The sequence below is a fragment of the Allorhodopirellula heiligendammensis genome, from assembly GCF_007860105.1.
Classification (GTDB): Bacteria; Planctomycetota; Planctomycetia; order Pirellulales; family Pirellulaceae; genus Rhodopirellula; species Rhodopirellula heiligendammensis.
Genome location: NZ_SJPU01000010.1, coordinates 1 through 26,812 on the forward strand (window position 1 = coordinate 1; position 26,812 = coordinate 26,812).

Below are 26,812 nucleotides of genomic sequence, written 5' to 3' on the forward strand. Positions count from 1 at the left end.
ATGTGCCGTACCGAAGGAAGACCACTTGCTGCTCATTGAAGCCTCCAGGCAAGTGCTCGCCGAAACACGTCGCCAGTCTGAATCAAGTGGCTGGAACCGTGCAAGGATAACTGAGGGGACGCCGCCATCATGAATCATGTTGGCCCACCAGGACCAAGAGCGTTCACACCTCGAATAGTCGTTTAATCCAGCTCCTTACCCGTTCGTGTCAGAAGCCGTTGATGCATCCGTGATCGACATCAACCGAGATGGAAACCGGTGCCATTCACCTGCGCCTTTTTTCGGTCGCCACTTACGGGCGAGCGACCGAAAAAAGCCTCCGGCGAACGGCACCTCACCTCCACCAGCGGAAAAAAAATGAAGTAAGACAAAAAAGCAACCCAACACCACTTGTCAAACCTTGGACTTCATAGTCGGCGGAATTCACTAGGACGGGCCGAAAGATGTTTGATCTGCCAGAAACCGTGACGCCCGTCTCTAGTGCAATTCTTGGTTATTTGCTCGCGCTGGTTCGATCGACAATGCAATCAATAGCGTATCGCAGTTTGTCATAGCCAACAATTGATGGGTCCATCTCCAGGAGTAGCAAACAGCCATTGGCCGTGCCGCGAATTGTCCCCGCGTCCCACGAAACCACGAACCCCTCGTCAAAATTGACGTAACCGGTGAGTTGAAAGCCAATATCGGGTAACCCGCGCTTTGGCCTGTAAGTCCCACCACGAATTGCGTCGAGAATTGTAACGTCGGTCGGCGGCCAAAACGATCTCAGGCTTGCGAACAGGTCGCGCAACTGCTGTTCGCTGATCTCGACCGGATTGCGAAGTGCGTAATTGGGCCCAGTAGTGTAGATGTCATGCGTGCTTGACGAATCGGCAACGCGAACCCGACCAAGCCTTGCGCCCGTAGCGCCCTCAAGCGTCAGTGATGTCATGGGGCGTTGTGATGGGTTTCAATCAAATAACGTCTAGCATAACCGAGTCGTGCCGATTGGCGTGAATCTGCAAACCCGCGTGACGCACGACTTCGGTTCATGCGGTTGTTATTCGGTACGTGGGGCAAGCATTGAATCGGCATTGGTGGTCCGTTAGATATCGGGAAACATTAACCAACATCAAAAAGGATCAAAGATGAGAAACCGTGTATGGAACCTACTTTCACGAAACTGGTTCACCACCATCATCGTCGTGTTTCTTGTGCTCGATCTGACGCACTACTGCGTCTATGACAGTGGAATCGTCTTTGGAAACGCGATTAAAATCTCGGTCACCTACTCTAGCAATCGCGTCCCTGCCGAGCTTGGCGATTAGCCATTTGGCGAAAGCCTGTCCAGTGATTTTGGCTACGTCCACATCGAAGTTAACTGCAATGTCGTTAATTGGCCCAAGCGACTTTTTCAGAGACGGTGGCGGTGTTGTAATGGACACACCTTCGGGGGCATCGGTCAGTATGTGGTAATCGGAACGACTGACTAGCGTAATCGTTATAGTTTTGGTCGTCATGTCCAGTGTGTCGTTAGTGGGGTTGCGGACAAAACGCTCAGGATTGCCGATAATGTCTCGCCCTCTGGTAGGTTCTCGGTGGTTCATTCGTTATCTCAGTCGAATAACGGCCGCCGTCACAGGGCGGCGAGAGTGAAAGCTTCCATCAGAAAACGCATTGACGCCGCTCCGGTGCACGGCATGGTTCACCGCGTTTTTGTGCATACACTCATCGTAGCACGCTTGATGCTACGTAGCGAGATAGCGCAAGCAAGGCAGGGATCACGACGAACAGTATTGGAACCAATAGCAGTGACCAGCGACTGATCACTGGCGACCGATATCCGCCAACCGGCGTGGAAAAACGCAGCAATACGTAGAGCGGGATCAGCAGAAAAAACGCAGCCCAGAGTGCGTGGTAACCGAAGGCAAGCGATCCGCATGTTGCGATTCCAGCGAGAATTGCAGACCAACCTCCAAATCGCCTATCCCAATCGCGGCGGGTCAGCTCGTGTTCTTGAATGGCCAATGAAAGCTTCGATAGGAGGTCGGTTCGCTGCGAGCTGAAGACGAGAGTTGCCGTCAGTCGGGGAACGCCGAAGGTCACGGGGTAACGTGGCATCGGAACGGAGGCGGTAAAATGGCGAAGCCAACCGCCGGAGTGGAGGTGACGCGTTACTCCCGTGCACCGCCGTTGTTCGTAGCGTACACTCGATCAAGCGCGTAGCGACACACCACACGACCCGTGATACCGCAATCGTATCGAGTCGCCAATGCGCACGCAAGCAAATTCGGGCGATGGCTTCCAGGCGACGGAGACTGCGGAAGCTGGAGTCAGGCGTCGGAAATCAAAGGCGTTGGACGTTGCAGTTTGCGACTCAGTGCGGTCACCAGCGCCTACGAACGATGGTGTTGACCGGGCCGCCGCCTATCAACATTGACTTCGGGAACGACGCGATCGGCGGCTCCGCGTCCAACGCTTTGTTAGGTGATGACCCCGGCAACTCTGTGAATCATTCGGCATGCTTCTTGTATCTTTTGCAGCCTAGCAATTAGCACATCCACTTCCGCATCGGAGGCATGGCACACAAAACCGTCTTGTGCTAGTTGTTGTAGTACGGAGTCATACACAGGTCGCAAGTAGCCGTGCAACCAGGTATGAATAGCGATTGCGATCTTGTCTTCTTGCAAGACCACCACGGCCCACTGCCAAACACCGCCCTTTTTGTTTCTCGTGTCGATATGCTGACAGATCTCTGCGAAGTCGGTGGGAACTTCGTGGAGACGAATAATCGTGCCAAACCCAAAACCTCTAAACCAGTTTGGATTGAACTCCTCTCGCACGCCCTGGCGGATTTGTGCGGCCAACTCGTGTATCGAATTGATGCGTGGTGCGTTCAGCCCGATGAGTCCGCGATGAATGTTGAAGTTCTTTTTCTCCCAGGTTGCCCACTCAGAGTGTACCTTTGGCTTCGTGCGAGTGAGCAATTTCGTTGGGATTTCAAACTTCATTCTCATTCACCTAACGGTGGCGTTCACCCGGTCGCCGCGAGTGACGTTGACTTCAAAAAACGCGCGATCGGCGGCTCGGCGTGCAACGCTTTGTTCTGTGGCGTTGTTCACCGCAAACGCAGTCCGAAGCAGCAGTCGCCGCCGAATAGAATCGACGAACCATTGCCACAGTGCATGAAACGGTGACGGAGTTCAGTTTGCGATTCAATTGTATCAACAAACTCTCGAAGCGTGATATCCGTCGTGCGAAAGCGAATTTGTTTGTCGGCATTTTGCGGTGTCGTGGTGACGTAAATGTAGCGTGGCAACCATTCCGCATTCTCGAAATTCGTCTCGCGGTCCATTTCGGCGATAGTTAGTTCGGTACTTGGAAGTGCCAGTGGACGATCGAGTACATGTTCTGTCGTTTTCACCGGTGCGAATATTGCCGCAACAACGATCAGTACGGTTACCGCAACGTATGTTGCGAATGTGCCTGCTCCGCGATCGTGTTTCGATTCGTGTTTCCATGCAACCACAACGATGACGATCCACGGGAGCGGCATTAGAATGTGTCCCATCGGCAGCACAACGATGGTGACCGACAATGCGATCGCGATCAGTACATGTAATGGTGAAACGCTCGCCATCAGCTATTCGCCATCTCCGCCACAGAACGGTACCAATCACCCGGCGGCGACGAGAAATTGAACATTTAAAAACGCCCGACATCGCCGCTCGGGTGCATTGGATGGTTCCCCGCAATATGGATCAAACACCAAATCACGGTCCCCGATAGGTTCCGCCAGCCATCGCCAGCGACATCATCCCCCAGTATAGCCACCACAGCAAAATCTGAGCTATGCGAAGGCGTTTTTCTTTTGCGGGCAAAATTCGCTTTGCGATTTCCAACGCTGGTGTAGCGAAAAACACTAAGACCGAGAAGATGAAGTTTAGTGGATGAACCCACGGCCCCAGTTCAGTAGCGAGGGCAATCATTGGTAGAAACAAGAATGCAGTCGAGAGAACTGCGAGGGGTTCGCCGGTTGCCAGCGTCGCGATCAGAATCGGCGGCAAAAGATGGTAACGAAATCGAAGCCATTTTGTGATACGCGGATTAGTTCCGTAACACGTCGCAGCAGGATCTGCGGTGGGACTCTCATAAGGATTGGAAGCGATATTCAGTTCTGCAATTTCAGTCGGGGAACAATAGCTTCAACCCTTGTCAGTAGGGTCGTATTCGGGAATCTTTCCAATACGACCTAAGTGAGTGTGGTTGTTTGACCAATACCCCGCAGGCCGCTAGAGTGGTAGTTGATGATAGTCTTCTCAGGCAGCAAAGGCAACCCCGTCAACTCGAAGGATCATTCTGATGACACTTTTGAAATTTGAGATCGCTGTGGCGTCTGCCGACGGCGTGGGGGAGAGCGACCGGGTTTGGTTCCCGAAGTGGCTGCGGCGGTATGCGATGACGTTCCCCCTGGGGCTGGTAAATGAGTTGGCTGTCAATCGCGAAACGACCCTGCAATTTTCCCGCATGTTGTTGGAGGTGGGGGCTCCGGCTTGGCAGCGTTGGCAGGCGGTGAGGTCACTGGAGTGTTATCGCGACTTGGTGTTGGGACGCTCCGAGCCAGATTTGTCGAGCATCATTGCCAAACTCGCGCAGTTGGGCAAGCAAGAACGCAACCTTGACTTGGAGGTGCCGCCGACCGAGGAGGAATTGGCAATTATCCGTGGCAAGATGGATCCTGCCGAGCCCGTGCTGGTTCAGACGATGCGTGGCGACATGCGTGTGCTGCACTACTCGATGGCGACGGAGAAAGCATACGTGCGGTGGGTAAAGCGATTCATGGGACACGTGGGGTCCACGGATCTGGCGCTGTTCAACGAACGAGATATCGAGTCGTTTTTGACCAAGCTGGCCGTCACTGAGCAGGTGGCAGCGAGCACGCAGACGCAGGCGCAATCATCGTTGCTGTTTCTTTATGAGTGCATCCTGGGCAAGCGGATAGGTTTCTTGAATGCGGTTCGTGTGAAGCGTCCCGAGACGATGCCGGTGTGGTTCAGCCGTCCGGAGATCGGGCGGTTGTTGGAACAGTTGGTGGGTGTACACCGGATCATGTTTTTGCTGATGTACGGATCAGGTCTGCGTCACAAGGAGTGTCGGCGACTACGGATCAAGGATGTGTGGTTTGATGAGGGTCGTTTGTTAGTGCGCGATGGCAAGGGACAGAAGGACCGGATGACTTTCTTGCCCAACCAAGCGATCGCAGAACTGCAGCGTCAGATTGCGTGGGCGACGCAGCGTCATCAGCAGGATTTGGAGGAGGGGTTTGATAAAGTGTATCTACCGTTTGCTTTGGCGCGTAAGTATCCCAATGCAGGCCGGGAGGTGGGTTGGCGATGGGTGTTTCCGTCGCGTCAGCGGGCGCGTGACAAGCGGAGCGGCAATGTTTGGCGGCACCACATCGGTGAAGAGCAGTTTGCCAACGCGTTGAAAGCGGCTCAAAAAGCGGCTGGAATCACGAAAAACGGGGCACCGCATTCACTTCGGCATAGCTTTGCGACTCATCTGGTCGAGGATGGCACGGATTTACCATCGGTTCAGACACTGATGGGACACAAGGACATTGAGACGACGATGACGTATGTGCATGTGGAGGTTGGATTTGACGGTCGTTTGCAAAGTCCAATTGATCGCCTAGTGCAGGCGGACGGGAAAAGAGGACCGGAGTCGTTAAACTGAGTCAGCTACAAAGAAAGTGTGACTCAGACAACAGAGGTGTGGCTCCTGAAAAGTGGGTGGCCCCAGTTCGGCACCTGCTGGACGTTGCGGCACGCGGTTCAGTGCGGTCACCAGCGGCTACGAACAACTTAATTATACAGGTTTGAACCCGGATATATTTTTATACCGGGTGATATTTTGGTAATATACCCGGTTGACAACTGGCGGGCTACACTAAAAACGCCATGTGAAGCTCGATCCTATTTAAACTAGGGGGACTGGCGGCGATTGCAGGCGGTCCGGTGTTTGATCGCTTACCGCGCGTTGGTGTTGGAGCAGTCAGATGATTTGCTGGATGATATTCGCGGGAAACTTGCGGATTTGGCTGCCAGTGAGAATGCGAGCGGGTCTTCGAGTGCGGACGCGGATTTGCCGGAACTGCCGGTGGAAGAGGGGAGAGTGATTGTTGGGGGAGCCTGACTACTTGACTGAGTTTCGCCGTACGATGAGGCGACGTCGCTTGAAGTTCGCCACTGAAAAGGCGTACACTGCTTGGTTGGTCCGATTTGCTTGTTGGGCGAAGGTGGATGACCCGACAAGTTTGGGCGAGCCAGAGATTCGTGAATTTCTCACCGAGGTTGCGATTGGGAATTCGCCTGGGGTCGCGAGTGAGGGCGGTCAAGGGAACGCGGGTGGGCAGACGGGGCGTGAGGTGGTGGCGAAGTTCGGGTCGTCGACGAGGTCGAGCAAGAGCCTGAGCCAGGAGTGGGATGTGCCGGAGGGCGAGTTGCCGATGCATTCGGAATTGGGATGCGAGGCCAGCACTCAAACTCAAGCGAAATCCGCGCTGCTGTACTTTTTCCAGACGCATCTTGGTCGCGACTGGGGTTCATTGATTCGTGATGAATCGCCCAGGTCTGGCGGTGACCAGCCCGTTGGATCGGATTCGTCGTGAGAAGCCGCGATAGATGAGGCTCTTGGCTCTGAAGTTGCCAGCAATCAGTGATGTTTGGGCTGCGGTTTTCGCTTGGGGGGGCGGGTGACGGTCGTGGTGACGCAGGGTGTGACCATGAGCTACGAAGAACTGACAACGCAGCAGCAGGGCGGGTGACGGTCGTGGTGACGCAGGGTGTGACGGCGGGCGTCTCGTGCGAAGCGGACATCGGTTAGGGCTCCAGACGGGCGGAGCCGTCGGTCGGCTATGTCCAGCGCGGCTATGTCCAACGCGGCTATGTCCAACGCGTCGGGGCGGTATTTCCAGATTTGCACTGCGAAAGCGGCTATCTCAACGGCCGCTCCGCCAAAGTGTCTCATTTTGTGGGAAAACTGACTGGCAGGCGGTTCGAGGCAAAAAGTTGCCGAAAACCTTGCTTCCGCCCTGGCGGGCAGGCTGCTACGCTTGGGGGCCGACTGCCTGAGTGCGTTGACTGGCTTTGCTTACCCTACCAATTCCAACTCCCCGTCCGCTGAAGACTCACGTGCCATACGCTCAAATCGGTCCCATTGCCGTGCATCTGCCGCCTCGGGTCGAAGACAACGAATGTCTGAAGAAACAGTTCCCGAACTGGGATCTCGATCTGATTGCGGAAAAGACTGGAATTCATCAGCGGCACATTGCCGATCCTGGTGTCACCGCAGCTGATTTGGCGGTGGCTGCGGCGAAGGACCTCTTTGAGCGAGAGTCGATTGACCCGGCGAGTATCGACTTTCTCCTGCTCTGCACCCAGACTCCGGATTATCCGCTGCCGACGACGGCGTGTTTGTTGCAGGACCGGTTGGGGCTGCCGACCCGCTGCGGTGCCGTTGATTTCAATTTGGGCTGTAGCGGATTTGTGTATGGCTTGGCGATGGCCGACGGTCTTATCCAGAGCGGCGCGGCGAGCCGGGTACTGTTGTTAACCGCCGAGACGTACAGCAAATACATCGATCCGGACGATCGCAGTCTCCGTACCATTTTTGGTGACGCTGCCGCCGCGACCCTGGTGACTGCGGGCGAACGTCCGAGTTTGTGGGGGTTTCAGTTTGGGAGCGATGGCAGTGGTGCAGACATGTTGATCGTTGGCGATGGTGGGGCGAGATCGTCGGAGGACGCCATCCCGCCACGGCATCGAAAACGCTGGAAGAGCCGCCTGTACATGGACGGGCCCAGTCTCATTGGGTTCACTGTCGAAGCCATTCCGCGACTGGTCGATGAGATCTTGCAGGCTAACTCGCTGAGTGACGCCGATGTGCACCGCTATTTAATGCACCAAGCGACATGGAAGATGCTTGATCAACTTCGCGTGCGGATGAATGTGGCTGCGGAGAGGTTGCCGATCGACTTGGCGGATATCGGCAACACAGTATCGTGTACATTGCCGATCCTGATCGATCGGCTACGTCGCCGCGGCGATTTGAGCGGAGCTGATACGAATATGCTCGTCGGTTTCGGTGTTGGGCTGTCGTGGGCTGGCTGCTTGTGGCGTGACGATTGGACCGGTAATTAGCCGATCACTTAACTCGGTAGCGGGGAAGATCATCCATGACATCCAAAACGCAGAATTGCACCGGCTGTTTTCTCGTTGCATCCCCCTACCTCACCGATGGCCATTTCTTCCGCTCAGTGGTGTTCGTGATTCGGCATACCGATGAAGGGGCCTTCGGCGTGGTGATCAATCGCAGCACCTCCAAACGCTTTAGCGAAGTGGTGGAGATGTCCAGTCCATCATGGCATGTCCAGCCAGCGAAGCAGCCTGGAGCAGAATCAGCCGATCCCGCCGACGCGACGTCTGCAGAAGATCAAGCGCCACCGCCGCCAGATCAGATTTATCTCGGTGGTCCGGTCGAAGGCCCCCTGCTGGCGCTGCACGAACTGGCTGGGATCGGTGAACCGTGCGGAGATTTGACCTCGAGCAGCGGTCAGGAATCTGCGGCGGAAGACCCCGCGGGTACAAAAATGACGGTGCACGATCATCCTGCTGAAGCATGGGGCTCGATGTCGATCCAGTGGAGCGATGTGCCTGCCTGGATGACGGCGGACGAAGATCATCTGCGAATTCTTGCTCGCCGAGACGACACCCGACTGAAATTTGTCGTTGGATATTCAGGGTGGGGTGCGGGACAACTTGAACATGAACTGGACGCGGGAGGATGGCTGGTCACCCCCGCTGAGTCAGACTCCATCTTCGACCGCTCTGATGAGGTTTGGGAGAAGCTCGTTCATCGCTGTGGTCATGCCATTCTCAAGGACTTGCGACCCGATCTTTCGTTGCCCGATGAGGACGTCGGATTTGACCCCGGCGTGAATTAGCAATCGCCCATGGGACGTTACGTGATTGGCGATGTTCATGGATGCGCCAAAGCATTGCGCTCGTTGCACATGGCGCTGAAGCTCGGCTCAAACGATGAAGTCGTTTTTCTAGGCGATTACGTTGATCGAGGGCCGAATTCGAAAGATGTGATTGAGCAATTGATCAATCTCAGCCAGTGTTGCCGCGTGATCGCATTGCGGGGAAATCATGAGGTCATGTTGCAAGCGGTCGTCACTCACGGAAGTGATGATTCGATCTGGATGCGGAGCGGCGGGAAGGCGACCGTGGTGAGCTATGGTGGCTCGATCACGAAGATTCCGTCGGCGCATCTTGAGTTCTTTCACGGCTTGCGCCGCTGTCATGAAACGGAGCAAGAGATCTTCGTTCACGCGATGTACGATCCGCAACAGAGTATCGCTGCACAGAGTGATGAGTTGACCTACTGGACCCACCTTCCTCACCCATTGCCAGTTGCCCACACCAGCGGGAAGAGGGTGTATGTGGGGCATACCCCGCAGCCACGAGGGGAGGTTTTATGGCGGGCGCATCTCGTGGGCGTCGACACGTACTGTTTTGGTGGAGGGTACTTAAGTGCTGTCGACTTGGAAACTGGAGTGGTGACACAATCCGACCGCCACGGTCATATCCGCCGAGTTCCCATCGAGCGTGCCTGGCACGCGCTGGCACGCTGGAAGGGTTGGCTGCGTGGCAAGTGACCGGCTCGGCGGGTGCATCCCGCTATCGCGATCGCGGAGCGTTCAGGCACTCGGCGGTGTGATTCGTGGTGTGGACGCTAGCCCCGGTTTGCGGATCCTGCAGTTTCGAAGTTAATTCTTGGCGGGCGATAGCCTGTAATCATCTTCTCCGCTGCGCAAGGCGGGTGAGGTAACTCGTTCACTCACAAGGCAGTTCGAATACTGCACAACCACATTGAAGAGCAAGGAACCGACAACCGTTGCTCGCGGACCGTTGATTTACTAATTCGACGCGTCCGCGATGAAAACATGTTTCGCTCTGCGCTGTCGCTGCGGGCTCGCATAGGCACATTGAATTGGCGAACGCGCGAAATCGATGGCGGCTAGCGTCTTTCCCTCACAAGGTCGACGCCGGTCCAGCTGAGCTCAGTTGGGCGATCAATTTCTCCGGTGCATCGTGAGTGTACTCGATATCCTGGGACGTCTTTTCAGCCAGAGTTTTGATTTGGACTCGGTTACCCGCCCATTCATCTCCGCCAGCGATGATGGCGTACGCAAAGCCGTGGGCGTCGGCATACTTGAGCTGTGCCTTTAGCTTTCGAGGCTCCGGGTAGACTTCCGTGCCGATGCCGACGCGACGCAAGTTGGTGGCCAACCGCAGATAATCGTCGCGATGGTCCTTGTCGAAATAGGGGATGAAGACCGGGCAGGGCTTGCTCGTCGACGATAGTCGCTGCAGGGTTTCCAATGCTGCGAGTAAACGGTCAAGTCCCAGTGACGCACCGATGCCGGGCAGATGTTCTTTCGTATACAGTCCCGCGAGATTGTCGTACCGTCCGCCGCTGCACACGCTGCCGATCGACGGTAGTTCGTCGAGCGTTGTTTCAAAGATCACGCCCGTGTAGTAGTCCAATCCTCGGGCGATCGAAACGTCGATCGTCATGCGATCGGGGGAAACGCCTGAAGCGACGGCCCCCTCATAGATCTCCCGCAGTCTTGTTGCGCCGTCTTGGGCGGTCTGATTGTCACCGATGATCGACGGCAACATGGCGAACACCTCATCAGCGGAGCCGTCACACTCGGCGAGTCGCAGAACCTGCTCGGACTGTTCTGCGGTAATGCCCGCTGATTCCACCATCTCCTTGGCTGTTAACTCGCGACCGATCTTTCCCAACTTGTCGAGGCTGCGGAGGATTGGTGTTGTTTTATCAGCCAGGCCGAGCGACTCGAGCAAACCACTGAGAATTGCCCGGTTGTTGATACTGATCGTGAACGCGTCGATTCCGATCGCGCGAAGCAGTGCGTCAATGACCGTGACCGCTTCGATATCCGCGAGCACCGACTGCGTCCCAATGGTATCAAAATCACATTGGTAGAATTCTCGATATCGTCCTGCTTGAGGATTCTCCCCACGCCACACCGGGGCAATTTGATAGCGTTTGAAGGGCGTTCCCAACTGGCCGATATGCTGGGCGGCGAACCTTGCCAACGGTACGGTGAGGTCGAATCGCATCCCCACAGGCCGCTTGCCCGCATCGATAAATTGATAGAGCTGACGATCGGTTTCTTCGCTGCCCTTGCCCGTCAAAATCTCTAAGTGCTCAAGAGTAGGCGTATCAATGGGCGCGAATCCAAAACTGCGAAACGTCTGACGGGCAGTTTCCATGATTCGCTCACGAGGGATCATGGCGGCGGGGAGATAGTCGCGGAACCCTTTGAGCGTCCGAGGTTGAATGAGAGGCATGGGAGAGCGGGAGACGGGAAACAGGGAGACGGGAGACAGGGATAGGCAGCAGCCTATGTCACGGGAGCGAATTTCGGTAGGGAAGGTTCTTAGAGTTCTTCGTCAACAAAAATAATATGCCGGAAATAATGCTGGGATTCGAAGCTCGCACCGAGGGCTCCAATCATCAACCCTAGCGACGCCGCGAAGACTGCCATCTGCGGTCGGTGGGACCAGGTCAAGTCTTTGGGGGCAGAGATCGAGGAGGCTGCCCAGTCTGCGATCAAGGCACTCGGGAATAAGAAGAATGAGAGTACCATCCCGACCACAAATAGTGCCGCCCAGGTGGTCGCCATGCCGACGAAAACAATTCCCATCGCTGAGACTGAGGTCACGATTGCTTGCTCGGAACGCCGCGTGCCCCGTCGTACCAATAGTTGCTGACGCAGCACAACGTAAAACGTCGTCGCCAGTAGCGACACAAATAGCAGCGTCGGCAGCCGAACACTGCCTTGACCTAAAGCCAGATCCCAGGCCTCGGCTGTCATGAAAAGAATGGCGAGTGTTGAGAACGATGCAATGGTCAGGCGACTCAGTCGTTTGGGAAATTCCCAGGGTCGGGCCGCCCAGATCGCTTGGGTGATTTCTTTGCGATTGATCCATGCCGCACGCAGCGCGAACATGGGCTTGGTGAGTCCTCGTCCGGCACCTTCCTCCAAGCGTTGATCGGCAATCTCGGCCAAGGCCATGCGCTGTCGCTCGACGCTCTCGGTACCCATTCCTGCCATCAAATCGAGCGCCCCCGCGTGGGGCGGATGATACATCAGATCGTTCGGATGACTGCTTTGGGGGAGGCCGCTCAAGTGACCGATGCTGTGCAGAATCAACCGGCTGAGTCGGCGGGCGATGCGTTCGACCCGTTCGTCCCGATTTGCTTCGACACCCAGGGCCATCGGATCAATGAGCGACATCGATAGCACGGCTGCGTCGAGTGGTCGACTCAGAGCCGCGAAACAGAATGAGGAATAGTTGCCGACGAGTTCAGATGCGGTCAACATGATCGCGAAATCCCAGTGGCGCGAATCACGTTCCTCCACCGCCTGTTGGAGCAGCACGCTCGGTTCAACGCGTCCATTGCCAGCGATGCTGCCGCCCGTCATTTCAGGTCGCCTGATCTCAAAGAAATCGAAGCGGAATTCCTCAAACAGTTCGGACAAGCGTTGGTCGGCCTGTTCGACCGCCATCCGGGCCGCTCGCGCATCGACAAAGTCCAGCGGTCCGGCGACCATCACGCCGATCGCAATGAGCGATTTTGGCGAACCGGGGGAGGGCATGTCCGACGACAGATTCAGTAGTCAATCCGTTCGTTTTCGGCGTTGAATCGAGCGTCGAAATCGATTTGATTGAGATATTCTTTCAGAGCCACCACTTCGCGTGGGTCGAGTTTGTCTTTGATCGAGTCTACCGCTTCCGAGATCAAGGTGAGCATTTTAGAGACCCGCAAGTAATCAAAGCGATCGTAGGTCTCACCAGGGCTGCCGCGTTTCGCCAAAGCCTCTTCGATGGGCTTGCGATATGGGGCGAGTTCTTTGGCATCGAGTGGTTTGGGCCAATACAGTTCGCCGGTGGCGGGATGGATCTGCGACTTGGAAAGCCGCTTGTTCGTGGTGTGTTCCGTAGCGGCTTTGTAGTTCGCGACGCCCTCAGCGGTCTTCTTTTTTAATTCGGCTTCGCGGAACGCTTTGTTGTTGTAGTACCCTTCGAGATTCTCTTGTCGGAACTTCAGTCGCTCCTGCAGGGCTTTTTGCAACTGGACTGCTGACATGGAACGCAACAGTGATCCTTGACCCAGACCGACCGCAAGGTCAGCGGCGCCTCGCAGTTCGTCACCGGCAACTGTGGAGCCGCCCCGGTTTCCATTGCCATAAATCTCGACCTGGGCGGGTAAACTTGCTGGTGCCAGCAACGTGGGAATTGCCAAGAACGCAGCGATCGCGATGTGGTGACGGTTCATTTTCGAGACCTAGGTTGAGAATTTTGGGCGTTGCTCGTCGCTCCAACATCGGTGCTGGAAGTCGATTACGATGGCTCTGAGAACGCATCAATTTTAGCAGAATTCGCATAAAAGTCGATATCTTACTCCGTGCAAAGGCACTTTGCACGTATTGTCTGCTGATCCGCTCGCATTTCATTTGTCTACACTTGGACACCCTGCAAATTGGACCTTCGAAGTGTCATGTCGCTCGCTGCGATGATCCCCGCCGACCCGGAGGGATGGTTTGCCCATCTGACGATGGAAGTGCGGGCCGTGTTACTGGCCGTTTTCCTGCTGTTGGCCCTATCGAGTATCGTGTCGATCGGGTTGGTGTGGTCACGGCCGCAGCATGATTATCGCGAGTTAAGGTCGCGGGTGCGGACATGGTGGGTGATTGCGGGGTTGGTCGCCGGTGCGATGCTCCTGTCACCATTGGCGGCTATCTGGTTTTTTGCCTTTGTCAGTTTCCTGGCCCTGAAAGAATACCTGTCGCTGATTCCGAGTCGTCGGGCCGACCGCCGTGTTTTATTTTGGGCATATGTCTCGATCCCCATTCAGTATGGCTGGATCAGCGGACAGTGGTACGGCATGTTCATCGTCTTCGTACCCATCTATTTGTTCATGTGGCTGCCAACACGGATGGTCATGATCGGAGAGATGCCAGGCTTCCTCCGTGCCGTGGGGACATTGCAGTGGGGGGTAATGGGGACGGTTTTTTTCCTCTCGCACGCCGCCTTCCTGCTGGTGATGCCAGTGGGCGAACATCCGCGAGTCGCCCCGGTCTGGCCGAGCACGCATACAGCGATCTCTGCAGGACCCGGATTATTGTTGCTGTTGCTGATTCTGACGCAGTGCAATGAGGTCGGCCAATTTCTGGTAGGGAAATCGATCGGCCAACGAAAAATCGCCCCTGCGGTTTGTCCCACAACGACCTGGGCCGGGTTCGTCGGTGGCCTGCTCATCACGGTCTTGATTTCCGCCGCACTCGGTCCCTGGATGACAATGCTCGACCTGGAGCGGTCACTGATCGCTGGTCTGGTGGTGGCCATTGCAGGCTTGTTTGGGAATTTAAACGTCTCCGCCCTCGAGCGTGATCTCGGCGTCAAAGAGGCTGGGTCGATGTTGCCCGGCCATGGCGGCGTGCTCGATCGAATCGATAGTTTGATTTTTACAGCACCCGTATTCTTCCATTTTGTGTGGTACTGCTATGGATGATTTACGTCGCGCAGATCACGACAGTGCAGCCGAGGCGGACGCGGATGCCGACGTCTCTTCAGTTGATCCCGCCATCCTTGCAGGCATCGTGGCCAAGGGCCCCCAACCTGTATTGCGGTATCTATTCTTTTTGATCGTAGTACGCCCCGTGATGTTGGTGATCATGGGGATGAATGTTCGCGGGCAAGAACGCTTGGCCGAACGAGGTCCAATGCTCGTTGTGGCAAATCACAACAGTCACCTCGATACATTTGCTCTCATGACATTGTTCCCCATGAATGAACTGCATCGTGTGCGCCCTGTCGCGGCGGCAGATTATTTCTTGCGCACGCGGTGGTTCGCATGGTTTTCGATTCGTGTTCTGGGGATCATCCCGATCGACCGTGACGTGCGACGCGGCCGCGGGCATCCGCTTGACCCGATCAGCGAGCAACTGAATCAGGGAGCGATCGTATTGCTGTTCCCGGAAGGCACCCGCGGCGAGCCTGAGCAGCGTGAGCCATTCCAGCGTGGCATTGCCCACCTCGCACGACGTCATCCCGACGTGCCGATCGTGCCCGTGTTCATGTACGGCCTAGGCAAGGCGCTACCGCGCGGCGAAGGGTTACTCGTTCCGTTTTTCATTGACGCGTATGTCGGTGAACGACTCCAGTGGACCGGTAACAAGGACACCATGATGGAACGACTCGATACAGAGTTTCAGCGTTTGGCTGACGGTGCGAGGGTACCCGAGACGTTCTAAAATCGCGGCCACCACATTAAGTTGATGTCGCCCTATTGAGCGCCGCCAGTAGCACGCTGCGATCGGGCGCCGTCGCGGATGGCGCTCTCCGAAACCGTCTGCCGGCTGGCGGTACGGATGAAATCGCCCTTGACGACCGCGTGTGTGCGGCGTATCGTAAATCGTCGATCGACGATATTGCGTTTCGTTTTCGCAGGTGTTGGTGCGGCCGAGGCCCTTGTGGCGGTCGGATCGATCCCCTCCAGTGGCAGAAATGCAAACGTCCCGCCGACGAGCTTCCCGTTCCGTATCCCTCCCGTGTCTAGGTCAACTGTCCCATGAGTGAGAACAGCAAAACAACGTCCGTGCAAGATCAATATGCAGCCGTCGCGCGGAGCGGGCTGACGAACGATTCGGCAGCGGTCCGGTCCATTGCGTCGGCATTCGGCTATTCGATGGAGGATCTCCAGTCGTTGCCAACCCAGGCCAATATGGGCGTTTCCTGCGGTAATCCGCTGGCCATGGCGGGACTGCGAGAAGGCGACGTCGTCGTTGACTTAGGTTGCGGCGGCGGCATGGACGTATTTTTGGCTGCCAGGAAGGTCGGAGATACCGGCAAGGCGATCGGCATTGACATGACGCCCGATATGCTGGACCGGGCGCGAGCAGGTGCCCAGAAGTGCGGGCTGCAAAACGTCGAGTTCTATCAGTCCAACATTGAGAAACTTCCGCTGCCGGATGATTCCGTCGATTGTGTCGTCAGTAATTGTGTCATTAATTTAGTGGATGATAAACCAGCTGTATTCCGCGAGATTCTGCGTGTATTGAAGCCAGGCGGCCGCGTCGCGATCAGTGACATCGCACTCAAACAGGAATTGCCCGAGGCGATCAAGTCGAGCGTCGAAGCTTATGTGGGTTGCATTTCAGGTGCGATCATGATCGATGAGTACCGACAGGCTCTGATGGATGCGGGATTCGACGCGGTCACGGTCACTGATACCGGGGCCGACCTGAATGTTTACGCCGAGGCCAGCGCCAGCCAGTGCTGTGGGGCAGCGGAATCCTGTGGCGATGACGCATCACTGCACGACGGACTGGCGGAGGTATTCGGTTCGTTTGACGTCAACTCATACGCGGCGAGTGTGCGCGTCCACGCGATTTCCCCGGGCGGTACCGCTGAGCCAGGCAGCGCGGTCCCACGGGACAACGCGGTCAGCCAGGCCGATGCGGTCACAGCAACAGGGCACTCGGTGGTGCAGGTCTTCGACAAAGCGATGTGTTGCTCGACGGGCGTTTGCGGTCCCCAGGTCGATCCGGTGCTACCAAAATTCGCCGCAGATTTGGAATGGCTGAAGTCTCAGGGGCACAGTGTGAAACGATTCAATCTGTCGCAAGATCCTGCGGAGTACGCTCAGCACGACGTTGTCAAACAGATGCTTGCCGATGACGGAGTTGAATGCTTGCCGCTGATAATCGTCGATGGACGCGTCGTCAGCCGCAGTGAGTACCCCACACGTGAGAATCTTGCGATGTGGACGGGGACGAAGCTAAAACCACAGCTTGGCCTACCAGTCACTGAGCCTGGTGGATGCTGCAGCGGCGAATCCGGTTGTTGCTGAGGACCGCCCTGTTTCGCTTCCGAGAACCGCATTGATGTGGAGAAACTCGAAAAGCGTTTCGTCGATGCAAGCTGGTCGAAATCGCTATGGTTTGAGCCACACGACTGGCTTGCGTCGCTTGGGAAAGAGTTCTTTACACAGCCCGCACTGTGTGCCATTGCAGCCGCGGGCGGTGCAGTGCTCACGGCCATAAAAGATGATTTGGAGATGCAGTCGATTCCAGGTGGCTTCGGGGAATAGTTTTTTTAAATCCCGTTCCGTTTGGACCACGCTTTTTCCTGTAGTGAGGCCCCATCGCTGAGCCAAGCGGTGGATGTGGGTATCGACCGGAAATGCCGGCACACCGAACGCTTGCGACATCACGACGCTCGCAGTTTTATGTCCCACACCAGGTAACTTTTCGAGTTCCTCGAAAGATTGGGGGACTTGGCTGTCGTGCTGCGTGACCAGAATTTCCGATAGTCCCGCGAGTGATTTTGCTTTTTGCTTGGAGAGACCAAGGGGGCGAATGATGTCGAGAATCGCCGGTTCACCGAGCTTCCGCATCTGGTCGGGAGTTCCAGCGACCTGGAACAGGGCCGGGGTGATCTCGTTGACCTTCTTGTCCGTGCACTGGGCGCTGAGGAGCACCGCGACGAGCAAGGTAAATTCGTCCTGATGTACCAGCGGGATGGGCGGGTCGGGATAGTACTCGTCCAATCGCTGCATCAACAACACAGCTCGCTCCGATTTACGCACGGCAAAACTCTAGATTTGGTAGTTCAGTTCCGGTGCCAGCGCATCCTTTGCACCCTCACTGCCCCGCACTCGCAGTTGTGGAGTTTCCACCAGCACGGTGGTGCCGGGGGAGACGCTTCGTGTCAGCCACACACTCGAACCGATGACACTGTCGTGTCCAATCACGGTGCGGCCGCCGAGGATCGTGGCATTGGCATACACCACCACATTGTCTTCGATGGTGGGATGTCGCTTTTGGCCGCGAATCAGTTGGCCGTCGCCATCGGTGGGGAAGCTTACTGCACCGAGTGTCACGCCTTGATACAACTTGACGTGCTCGCCGATCTCGCAGGTCTCACCGATGACCACCCCGGTGCCGTGATCAATGAAGAAATAGTCTCCAATCGTTGCGCCGGGGTGGATGTCGATCCCTGTCTGTTGGTGTGCCCATTCCGTCATCATCCGCGGAATGAAAGGGACTTCAAGTTGTGTTAATTCATGGGCGATGCGGTAGACCGTGATGGCTTCGAAACCGGGATAGCAGAACACGATTTCGTCCGTCGTTTGGCATGCGGGGTCGCCTGCAAACGCAGCCTCTACATCGGTGGCAAGGGTTGCGCGGAGTTTCGTGATGCGTTTGAGTAGCTCGATCGTCATCGCTTGCCCCTTGGCTTCGAAATCGATCTCCTCGATGCAATCGTTGTGCTGCTCTTTGACGCGTTTCTCGTGTCGCAGCGCCCGGCCAATCTGCACGGTAAGTTGATCGTGCAGGGAATCGATCAATCCGCCGACGTGGTAGCGAATATTGCCGGCGTGGAGGTTCGTGTTGCGACGGTAGCCAGGATAAAGAATATCCTTCAGGTCGAGCAGGATCCGAACGACCGCCTCGTAGCTAGGTAGAGGGCAGTGACCGAGGTGATTGATCGCATCGTCGGCCGTATAGGTCGCAACGATTTGTTCGGTCAATTCGGGCAGAGATTCTTTCAGCCGAAAATCGGATGCCATGACAAACCTACCTACACCTTGCGACAAATGAAGGAGACAAACTTCATAGGAAGGGACCCTTGTCCCGTCCGAGACCATTAATGTGCCCGAGCCCCGTTTCTCGTCCGAGCCCCTTGTCTCGTCAGGGACATCGGTCCCGACCGAGCTCGATACGCTCACTCGGGACACCGGCCTCACGCTACACAGCTCGCGGCGTTTGGCTGATCGGTTGCCTTGATCCTAAGCCAGACCCCACTGTCTCGAATAGGCCCGCACGCCGGGAGGCGTTACCGACGATTCAGGGGCCGATCGATGGCGGATTGGCCATCAGGAAATCACGTGGGCCACGGTGCGTGTAGTACGGATATGCCACTTGTGCCGAAGGTGGTCCGGGCGTGAACGGTTGTGCTGCGGCCGCACTTCCGGCGTGGTGTCCCAGAAAACCTGGATTCAGATGCGAACTGTAGTCCAGTCCACCTTGCTGCCAACCGAGTGGTCCGGCGGTACAGCCGAGCCGGCCACCGGGACAGTTCGGGCATCCGCCGTTCCCGCAGGTATTGCAGCCCGCGTTGCACCCATTGTTGCATTCGCCGTTGCAGGCGGATTGATTGCCGGTGTAGCAACCAGCAACTTTGCCGTACGCTTTACCGAATAGGCCGCTGTTGTTGCCGCAGGAGTTGCAGCCAGCGTCCCCGCACTGGCCGGTACTGCACTGTCCTCCACAAGCCATTCCGCCTTGTGTGCCACAGGTTTGGCAGCCACCACGGGTGTTGTGATGCAGGCATCCCGTGCTGAGGACCATCAGGCCCGTTAACGATCCGATCAATAGCCAACGATTCATGCTCGAATCCTTCTCCGGCGCGGTGCAGTTTGTGAAAATGACAGTCTTTGTCACTTTTGATTTCGGCGAATGACCCCACCGTGATGCAGATAATCGGCCCAAGCAGACCAGGAAGCAGGAAACCCCGCCTGCATAGGTTGCCCATCTCTCCACGTCGGGCTGTTTTAAGGCAGATTCGATATCGATCGCGACAAGGCGACCTTGAGTATCGCGTGGGTATCGAAGCAGAAATTGTGCTGAGAATGCGATCTCTGCAATCACCACGGGGAGTGGCGGTGTGCCAGACGGCTGAGCCCAGCTATCGTGAAAAAGTGGTTCATCTGGCAACAGCATCGTCCATGGTGACGGGAGGTTTTCGCCGAATGAGCCAAAAAATGCGAATTGCTTGTCCGACTCGGCTAAGATAAGACGCTGGTTTTCTCGCAAAATCTCCCCCAGAGTTCCCGATGAGTGACGCAGACGTTCGCAGTATCGAATCACTCGACGAGTTACGGCAGGCGGTCGACCGGTTAGGCGAGCGATTGCTGCGACAAGGCCACCAGGTGCGGGCTGTTGTGGGCAGGGCCGAACAACACTTCGCGCGAGACTATCCGGTATATTGGCAATCGCAGTTGCGGCGAGCCGAGCAGCGGCTCAGCGAAGCTCGAGATCGTCTCAGTCGCAAACAATCAACGGCCGGTAGTGGCTCATCGGCGCCCGCCACCGACGAGCGAAAAGAGGTTGCCCGGTGGAAGGCTCGCAAGAACTTATGTCGGGAGCGGATCGAGCGTGCACGCACCGTGGCAGTGGAGATGGAACAAAATTGTGAAAAGATGAAGGGCCCGGTTGCGGACCTCATTGAACTGGCCGAAGTCAGTCTGCCTAACGCGTCTGTACGCCTCGCCACGCTCATCGCACGGTTGCAGGCGTACCAAAACAACCTCCCGCCGACTTAGTTGCAAGCTTCTAGCTTCGAATTTCTCCTTGTCTCCTGGTTGCTCGCCGTACCGTGCCTCGTAATTACCAGACCCTTGCCGACTACGCCGCGATCGGAATCGCCCCGCTGTTGATTTGGTGGATGCTCAACAGCCTAGCCAACTTCCTGATGATCGTCCTGTACCACGGCAACTACTCCTGGCATGTTTCGTGGATACTGATGTGTTACACGATGGGGGCAACGGCGTTGGCTCGGCTGACGATTGAAGAGAGTCGTGAACGCGCGTCGATATATGCGGTCGTGCTCGGCGCAGCAACGTTTTATGTGTTGATTCGCTATGTCCAGGACCCGGTTTTTTTACTCGCGGTTATCTTGACGATAGGGTACTTGGCCGACCGCATCGTTCATGACTGCACAATCATTGACGATGGCGTCGACAGTAGCGGCCAGGGGCTAGTCGACAGTGCTCGCAAGTGGTTTCAAAGCCGAAGCCCGCACATGAGTACGACGGATGCTTCTGCGTCGGGATGGCAACCACGCAAGCCGAGGAAGACGGCGGGACATCAGCCCGGACGAACGGTGCTCTATTTGGCGGTGGGGGCGTTACCTCTGTTTGGCATTGGCCAGTTTTTCTTGGACAATTTCCCTGGATCATGGGAGCGTGCGAAATGGATGTTGACCCTGTACCTATTTACAAGTCTCTCATTGTTGGTCGTGACGTCGTTCCTCAACCTGAGACGGTATCTGCGGCAACGCAGTACCGAGATGTCGTTGCAGGTCACTGTGGCGTGGTTGGCGGGCGGTGTCGGCATGATCCTGCTGATATTGCTTGTTGCGTACATCGCTCCCATGCCGGGGCAAACGCTCGTTGCATGGCGGATGCCGGACTTCCTGTCCGACGCAAATCTAACGAAGGCCACTCGCTGGGGATTCGGAGAGGACGGTGCAGACCTCGCAGACGAGAATGCGCCGGCCACCGGCGATCCTCGTGCGGGGGTTCAAAAGCCTGATGGCGCGCCACAGATTGACAGCAAAGATCAGGCCGATGCAGAGCCCGGTGGCGAGACCGGAAACCGCAAAGACGGCCCCGCAGGCAAAGAAAAAGGTGGCAACAAACCTGCGCAAGATTCACAAACGCCTGACAAGTCGGGGAAATCGGAGGCAGCGGAGAAGTCGAGTGATGCCGGTGAGTCAACGCCATCTCAGCAGCCCGAAAGTCCAGACAAATCGAGCGATCCCAGTCAATCAGACCGCCATCAAACGTCGGACGATCCTGGCCAAAAGCAGTCCGATCCTGCGCAACCGCCGTCATCCAACCAGGACGAATCGCCGCCTAGCAACGAACCTACCACCGAAACCAAATCCGACGAGGCGACCGCTGACCAGGTGAAGTCGCCGCCGGCGGAAGCCGACGATTCCAACCCGGCCAACTCAGCACCGCCACCCAAACCGACAGCCAACCTCGGTGGTGCCCTCTCAGGGTTGCTGAAATTTGTATTGTTCTTCACGCTTCTACTCGTAATCGCGGTCTATGTCTATCGATATCGCGATGCTTGGTTGGCGTGGCTGCATGCTTGGCTAAACGGTCGTGACAATATCGACCCAGCGACACCGCGGCGCCGGAAACAGAGAGCGGAAGGGCCTCCCGCTCGACCATTTTCCTCGTTTGCCAACCCGGTCGGAACTGCCGAAGCTGGACAGGTCGTCGTGGTGACTTTCCAAGCATTGGAGGCATGGGGGCGTGAGCAGGGCGTGCAGCGAGGTGACGATGAAACGCCCAGTGAATATGTACGGCGTTTGGTAGGGAAATTTCCCTCAATGAAACAGCCGGCTTGGCGGGTCGTCGACGCGTACAACCGGGTCGTCTACGGACGCACTGCCGCAAACCGTAACGACGTCACAGCGGCCTCATCGGTTTGGCAGATCATGCGGCCTCAACTCTAGGCGAACGTCCAATCCGTAAAAAAACAGGCTGCCGCTCGCCCAACCGCCCACCGCAGTCGATAACCCGGTGCGTTAGCAAGTGATACAATGGATTCCCTTGCTGCCGCGTGGTGGGATGACCAGCCAAATTTTTAGTGTCATGTGCAATCGATTTCAAATTCGTACTAACCTGCATTCGATTTGCCGCGAACTGCGTGCGCAGTCGACGTTCGATTTCGATATCCCTGAGGAGGTGTTTCCCAATACCGAAGCCCCAGTGGTCGCGATCAATCGCGAAGAACTTCGTGAGGTGCGTCCGATGACCTTTGGAATGGGCAAACGTGACGGGTCCGCATCGGGGCGCACGCATGTGCTCAACAACACCCGTATCGAGTCTCGCGACAAATGGCCTTGGAAAAACTCCTTCGAGAAGTATCGTTGCGTCGTGCCGATGACCTCATTCCGTGAATCGTCCTACTGGGGCGAGACCGAGGGGACCGAGCTGAGTTTTTCGGCACAAGATGGCGGGTTATTATTGGCCGCGGGGATCTTTTCATTCAGCAAGAGTGCCGACGATAACGCGGTATTGGCGATGAGTTTGTTGATGCGTCCCGCACTGCCGTTCGTGATGGAGCATGGGCATCATCGCTCACCCTTTTTCCTACAGCGTGAGGGCCTCGACGCATGGATGCAGCGTGGAGCTCGGGGGGCGGAGGATTCCATCGAAGTTCTGCGCGAGTTCGCTGATGACCCACCTTTGACCTGTCAAATTGATCGTCACATGGCCGCATCTTGGATCAAACGCAAGTCAGCCAATCTGAAAAAACGCGACCTGCAACTCGCTGAAATCGATGAGATCGGGCCGCTGGGGTTTCGTTAGAGGGTTATACTGAAGCCAATGGAAAAGCCGCCCCACCGATCTGATTTGGCCCGTACGATTGCGGCTCGTGATTTCCCTCTCCCTGCGGAGGCGTCGTTTGAATCCGTACTAGCTCACTTCATTGAGCGACACGAAGCGGGTCAACCCGTTCGCCTCGATGAGATGGTCGAACGCTATCCGCAGCATGCGGAGCCGCTACGCAGTTTTGCTGCCAACCAAATGTGGTTGGATCCGGGCACCGAGTCGGGATGCGGAGCCCTGATAGGCGAGTGTCTCGACGATTTTTTGCTGACGCATGAAATCGCACGCGGCGGCATGGGGACGGTTTACGCTGCGGTGCAGCAGAGTTTGCGGCGCGAGGTGGCAGTCAAATTGATTAGTGATGGGCTGCTCGCCAATGCGGACTTAAAACTGCGGTTTCGGATCGAGGCCGAAGCGGCCGCGACGCTCTCGCACCCCCATATTTTGCCCATTCATGCCATCGGGTGTTGGCGCGGTATGGATTACTTTGTCATGCCGCTGGTCAGTGGGGATTCCCTGCAAGTCGGTGTGCAGCGTCGTCAAGTTCATCTCGAAAGCATCGCGGGCGATGTGCGAGCGACGAGGTCGGATGCCGAGCGTGATACCATCTGCCGGTCGATCACGCAGGTCCGGGATATCGCGCGAGCGGTCGCGTATGCGCACCGGCGTGGCATCATTCACCGCGATATCAAGCCGGACAACGTGCTCGTCGATGCTGACGGACAACCAAAAATCGTCGACTTTGGGCTCGCCAAGTGGCATCGGGATGAACCAGGAATGACTCGCGATGGCCAGATCATTGGTACGCCGCATTACATGAGTCCGGAGCAAGCTCGAGGTGAGTCCGATGTCACGGCGGCGACGGACATCTATTCACTCGGTGGAATTCTGTTTGCTCTCCTGACGGGACAACCTCCACACACCGGCAGTTCGACCGCAGAGGTATTGGGAAACGTTCTCCGCGAAGAAACACCATCACTGCGATTGACCTGGCCCGGGGGCATGCCGAGATTCCCGCAGCTCGCTGATGTGGAGCACGTCTTAGCGCGAGCGATGGCCCCAGATCGCACGCGCCGATATCGTTCCGCAGACGATCTTGCTGATGATCTCCATCGTATCTTGGCGGGGGAGTCGCCGCTGGCGGTTCCCGATGGAATTCTCAGCAAGGTGTCTCGGGAGTTGGCTCGGGACCAACATCAAGACGCGTTTGCCAATTGGGGGCGCGCTCTGACACGCATCGGAATCTGCGTTTTCATCGCACATCTATTGATGTTTGTCGTCACCGAGGCGATGACACCCGAAATTCGCCAATCAATGTCGCAATCAGCGCTCAGTACGGCATCTTTGCTGGGCTATTTTGTTCCTCGGCTATTCATGTTGATCGGGATCGGATGGACGATCCACAATGCTCGCGACGGCTGCTGGATGCCACGCGGAGTGGCCGAACGCCCGGTCTGGTCAATTTGGCTGGGGTACCTGGCGGCCCTGGCGATGGTCAATGTCTTGTGGGCGGCGGGATATTTTGATCATAGCGATGTGATGGTATTGGCGGCCCTCATGAGCGGCTTCGGGTTTCTTGCGATGGCGGGACATCTGTGGGGCGGCAACGCCATCTCCGGCATCATTTTCTTCGTGATCGCGGGGCTCAATGCGAGTTGGCCACGTTGGAGCCCGTTGCTGCTAGGCAGCGGATGGTTGATTGCCATGTGGATTTTGGGCCGTCGTTACGCCGCTCCATCCAGTCCGGTCGAAGACTCGATTTGCGATTAACGATACCTCTCGATCGAAAATGCAGCACTGATCTGCGCGGCGTCTGGATACTGGAAGTGGTTCAGCGGAGTATCGACCAGGGGTTTATTTGGCTTGCGTGACTTCGCAGCACGACGACTTTGGGATAAACTGCGATGACGCACGGTCGGTCCCTGGACCAGCTCGTCGTCGTACCCGATCGGCATTTCGCGTCGACTGGGAAGCACCTGGGGACACGACACTTTGTTGACCCCTGTCAAGCGGCCCGTCGGGAGTAGACGGCAATTCGTGAGATCTCTCCAGCCGCTCAGGTACCGAAACGAGCTACTTTGCCGTCTTGGCAGCCTGAAAGTGTGCACCGCAAGCGTTATCGACCCGGAAAGGTGATCCGCTGGAGCGAAGAAGATGCGATCGTTGGCTTTAACCGGCGTCCGCGAATATCTCTCTTGCCCGCCGACGCATGTGGTAGCGGCGATGGGTACGGTGACTACGCATCGCGTCAACACAACCGGGGCGTCCTGCTACCGTACCAAACAGCTTGCCAAAATCGCTAACCAGTTCACACCACGAGGCCCGGTCCAAGCCCAGACGCTGCAGGATCGGCGGGACGCTCGCGGGTGTTTTGCCGCGCTTGCCAGAGGCCGTCTGGCGGGCGGTCCAGTCCAGCAATTCCAAGTAGCTCGCCAGCGACATGGCCAGAAAACCTTTCTCACTGCAGCGCTCTTTCGACTCACTCGCACAGGGGCCAACCGGATCGACTAGCTCGTCGATCGAAACCGGAGACAGGAACGAATCACGCCGATGACGCAATTTCGCCGCAGGCGTTCGCTGCGACTGAATGTTAGCAGATGATTCGTCTTGGGCTCGCTCTTGCGCTGCCTCGATTCGCCGCTGCACCGACGTGAAGTCGCTCTCTTCGAGTCGCTCGCAGATCGCGGCTCGAATGGGATTCAAATCCACGTACGCCGCACATGCCAGCAACGAGGCTTCATCGGTCAACCGGGTGGCTTTGTAGCGATCTTGGAAAAACCGGCCGTGTTCTTCGTCTTCACGATTTGCCCGCATGGCCACACGCTGGCACAGCAACCGCATCCACCAGCTGATATCGCTCAGCCTGCTACGAATTTCCTCCCGTTTGATCGGGCAACCCGCGATCGAGTTAATTTCAGGCTGCGTTGGTTCCATGGCAGTGCCATCCGGCTTGCGGCGATGCGGGCACAGCCTCAACCAGCGGCGAGCGACTTCCTCGTCGTCCCAGGTCGCCACCACGTCGGGGCGCGAGCGCAGGATCAAATGAAAGTGATTTGAGAGCAGACTAAAGCACAGCAGGTCAATCCCGAAAGAGGCAGCGAATTGTTGCAAATACTGTTCAATCCATCGCTTGCGATGGTCGAAATTCTTTCCAGAGATCGGGTCCTCTCCCATCAGAAAGCAGCGTCGGACCGTCCTGCCGAAGACATGCGCCACAGCAACTTCAGCGGGATCAAAAACTTCCGCTCGGCACATCCGGGCCATCTCTCACCTCACTTGGCTTTGCACTCGGAAAACTCAACCAAATCATCATTACCCTGAAGAGCGGCAAGTCAACACCTGAAAAGGAGCTATGTCCCCAGGCTCCTCTCCCGTCGGGGCGCGAGCGCAGGATCAAATGAAAGTGATTTGAGAGCAGACTAAAGCACAGCAGGTCAATCCCGAAAGAGGCAGCAAATTGTTGCAAATACTGTTCAATCCATCGCTTGCGATGGTCGAAGTTCTTTCCAGAGATCGGGTCATCTCCCATCAGAAAGCA

The 26,812-nt window shown here is 56.5% G+C and carries 24 protein-coding genes and 1 pseudogene; 12 read left to right on the forward strand and 13 right to left on the reverse strand.

The window, feature by feature from the left end:
* Window positions 1–493: 493 nt before the first annotated feature.
* The 5 genes from Poly21_RS25900 to Poly21_RS25920 form a co-directional block, all read right to left on the reverse strand.
* The gene (locus Poly21_RS25900; protein WP_146409974.1) at window positions 494–931 is read right to left on the reverse strand and encodes a hypothetical protein; all 438 of its coding nucleotides are present in this window, start codon (window positions 929–931) and stop codon (window positions 494–496) included.
* A 223-nt stretch (window positions 932–1,154) separates the two neighbouring features.
* Window positions 1,155–1,586 carry a hypothetical protein gene (locus tag Poly21_RS25905; protein WP_146409975.1) on the reverse strand — a complete coding sequence of 144 codons (432 nt, stop codon included), beginning with the start codon at window positions 1,584–1,586 and terminating at the stop codon, window positions 1,155–1,157.
* Window positions 1,587–1,707: 121 nt separating this feature from the next.
* Entirely contained in the window at window positions 1,708–2,100 is a 393-nt protein-coding gene (locus Poly21_RS25910; protein ID WP_146409976.1) for a hypothetical protein, read from the reverse strand.
* Between the two features lie 362 nt (window positions 2,101–2,462).
* Complete coding sequence (locus Poly21_RS25915; RefSeq protein WP_146409977.1) at window positions 2,463–2,990, reverse strand: hypothetical protein; 528 nt, start codon at window positions 2,988–2,990, stop codon at window positions 2,463–2,465.
* Window positions 2,991–3,097: 107 nt separating this feature from the next.
* A complete protein-coding gene (locus tag Poly21_RS25920) occupies window positions 3,098–3,619 on the reverse strand; it encodes a hypothetical protein (protein WP_146409978.1) in 522 nt (173 codons plus the stop codon).
* A 722-nt stretch (window positions 3,620–4,341) separates the two neighbouring features.
* Here Poly21_RS25920 and Poly21_RS25925 point away from each other — a divergent pair.
* From Poly21_RS25925 to Poly21_RS25945, 5 genes are all read left to right on the forward strand, one after another.
* Window positions 4,342–5,715 (forward strand): integron integrase, encoded by a 1,374-nt coding sequence (locus Poly21_RS25925; protein WP_302120678.1) that lies wholly within the window; start codon window positions 4,342–4,344, stop codon window positions 5,713–5,715.
* 463 nt (window positions 5,716–6,178) lie between these two features.
* Window positions 6,179–6,649 carry a phage integrase N-terminal SAM-like domain-containing protein gene (locus tag Poly21_RS25930; RefSeq protein ID WP_302120679.1) on the forward strand — a complete coding sequence of 157 codons (471 nt, stop codon included), beginning with the start codon at window positions 6,179–6,181 and terminating at the stop codon, window positions 6,647–6,649.
* Window positions 6,650–7,172: 523 nt separating this feature from the next.
* Window positions 7,173–8,180, forward strand: a complete 1,008-nt coding sequence (locus tag Poly21_RS25935) for a ketoacyl-ACP synthase III (protein ID WP_146409980.1) — start codon at window positions 7,173–7,175, stop codon at window positions 8,178–8,180.
* Window positions 8,181–8,215: 35 nt separating this feature from the next.
* Complete coding sequence (locus Poly21_RS25940; RefSeq protein ID WP_146409981.1) at window positions 8,216–8,983, forward strand: YqgE/AlgH family protein; 768 nt, start codon at window positions 8,216–8,218, stop codon at window positions 8,981–8,983.
* 9 nt (window positions 8,984–8,992) lie between these two features.
* Window positions 8,993–9,700: a metallophosphoesterase family protein gene (locus Poly21_RS25945; protein WP_146409982.1), complete on the forward strand. Its 708-nt coding sequence runs from the start codon at window positions 8,993–8,995 to the stop codon at window positions 9,698–9,700.
* Window positions 9,701–10,076: 376 nt separating this feature from the next.
* On the opposite strand, the gene hisS is transcribed toward Poly21_RS25945, so the two are convergent.
* From hisS to Poly21_RS25960, 3 genes are all read right to left on the reverse strand, one after another.
* Entirely contained in the window at window positions 10,077–11,423 is a 1,347-nt protein-coding gene (hisS, locus tag Poly21_RS25950; RefSeq protein WP_146409983.1) for a histidine--tRNA ligase, read from the reverse strand.
* Window positions 11,424–11,512: 89 nt separating this feature from the next.
* A complete protein-coding gene (locus Poly21_RS25955; RefSeq protein WP_146409984.1) occupies window positions 11,513–12,736 on the reverse strand; it encodes a hypothetical protein in 1,224 nt (407 codons plus the stop codon).
* 14 nt (window positions 12,737–12,750) lie between these two features.
* Window positions 12,751–13,416 (reverse strand): hypothetical protein, encoded by a 666-nt coding sequence (locus Poly21_RS25960; protein WP_146409985.1) that lies wholly within the window; start codon window positions 13,414–13,416, stop codon window positions 12,751–12,753.
* Between the two features lie 222 nt (window positions 13,417–13,638).
* On the opposite strand from Poly21_RS25960, the gene Poly21_RS25965 reads away from it, so the two are divergent.
* The 3 genes from Poly21_RS25965 to arsD all read left to right on the forward strand — a co-directional run bounded on the left by Poly21_RS25965 (window position 13,639) and on the right by arsD (window position 16,992).
* Window positions 13,639–14,652: a phosphatidate cytidylyltransferase gene (locus Poly21_RS25965; protein ID WP_302120681.1), complete on the forward strand. Its 1,014-nt coding sequence runs from the start codon at window positions 13,639–13,641 to the stop codon at window positions 14,650–14,652.
* Window positions 14,645–15,394: a lysophospholipid acyltransferase family protein gene (locus Poly21_RS25970; protein ID WP_146409986.1), complete on the forward strand. Its 750-nt coding sequence runs from the start codon at window positions 14,645–14,647 to the stop codon at window positions 15,392–15,394. Before Poly21_RS25965 ends, Poly21_RS25970 begins: the two co-directional genes overlap by 8 nt.
* Window positions 15,395–15,711: 317 nt before the next feature.
* Window positions 15,712–16,992, forward strand: coding sequence for an arsenite efflux transporter metallochaperone ArsD (arsD, locus tag Poly21_RS28035; RefSeq protein ID WP_302120683.1), 1,281 nt, complete (start codon window positions 15,712–15,714; stop codon window positions 16,990–16,992).
* A gap of 84 nt (window positions 16,993–17,076) precedes the next feature.
* Here arsD and nth read toward each other — a convergent pair whose 3' ends face one another.
* The 3 genes from nth to Poly21_RS25995 all read right to left on the reverse strand — a co-directional run bounded on the left by nth (window position 17,077) and on the right by Poly21_RS25995 (window position 19,534).
* Window positions 17,077–17,730 (reverse strand): endonuclease III, encoded by a 654-nt coding sequence (gene nth, locus Poly21_RS25985; protein ID WP_146409987.1) that lies wholly within the window; start codon window positions 17,728–17,730, stop codon window positions 17,077–17,079.
* A gap of 9 nt (window positions 17,731–17,739) precedes the next feature.
* A complete protein-coding gene (locus tag Poly21_RS25990; RefSeq protein WP_146409988.1) occupies window positions 17,740–18,714 on the reverse strand; it encodes a serine O-acetyltransferase in 975 nt (324 codons plus the stop codon).
* A 277-nt stretch (window positions 18,715–18,991) separates the two neighbouring features.
* The gene (locus Poly21_RS25995; RefSeq protein WP_146409989.1) at window positions 18,992–19,534 is read right to left on the reverse strand and encodes a hypothetical protein; all 543 of its coding nucleotides are present in this window, start codon (window positions 19,532–19,534) and stop codon (window positions 18,992–18,994) included.
* A 446-nt stretch (window positions 19,535–19,980) separates the two neighbouring features.
* Here Poly21_RS25995 and Poly21_RS26000 point away from each other — a divergent pair, with 446 nt between their 5' ends.
* The 4 genes from Poly21_RS26000 to Poly21_RS26015 all read left to right on the forward strand — a co-directional run bounded on the left by Poly21_RS26000 (window position 19,981) and on the right by Poly21_RS26015 (window position 25,044).
* Window positions 19,981–20,469, forward strand: a complete 489-nt coding sequence (locus Poly21_RS26000; protein WP_146409990.1) for a hypothetical protein — start codon at window positions 19,981–19,983, stop codon at window positions 20,467–20,469.
* A gap of 53 nt (window positions 20,470–20,522) precedes the next feature.
* A complete protein-coding gene (locus Poly21_RS26005; protein WP_146409991.1) occupies window positions 20,523–22,394 on the forward strand; it encodes a DUF4129 domain-containing protein in 1,872 nt (623 codons plus the stop codon).
* Between the two features lie 139 nt (window positions 22,395–22,533).
* The gene (locus Poly21_RS26010) at window positions 22,534–23,253 is read left to right on the forward strand and encodes an SOS response-associated peptidase family protein (RefSeq protein ID WP_146409997.1); all 720 of its coding nucleotides are present in this window, start codon (window positions 22,534–22,536) and stop codon (window positions 23,251–23,253) included.
* A 45-nt stretch (window positions 23,254–23,298) separates the two neighbouring features.
* Window positions 23,299–25,044, forward strand: coding sequence for a serine/threonine-protein kinase (locus tag Poly21_RS26015; protein ID WP_302120686.1), 1,746 nt, complete (start codon window positions 23,299–23,301; stop codon window positions 25,042–25,044).
* A gap of 399 nt (window positions 25,045–25,443) precedes the next feature.
* On the opposite strand, the gene Poly21_RS26020 is transcribed toward Poly21_RS26015, so the two are convergent.
* Window positions 25,444–26,538: a hypothetical protein gene (locus Poly21_RS26020; RefSeq protein ID WP_146409993.1), complete on the reverse strand. Its 1,095-nt coding sequence runs from the start codon at window positions 26,536–26,538 to the stop codon at window positions 25,444–25,446.
* Window positions 26,507–26,812 (reverse strand): annotated as a pseudogene (locus Poly21_RS26025) (hypothetical protein); the annotation flags it as partial. The gene Poly21_RS26020 and the pseudogene Poly21_RS26025, both read right to left, overlap by 32 nt.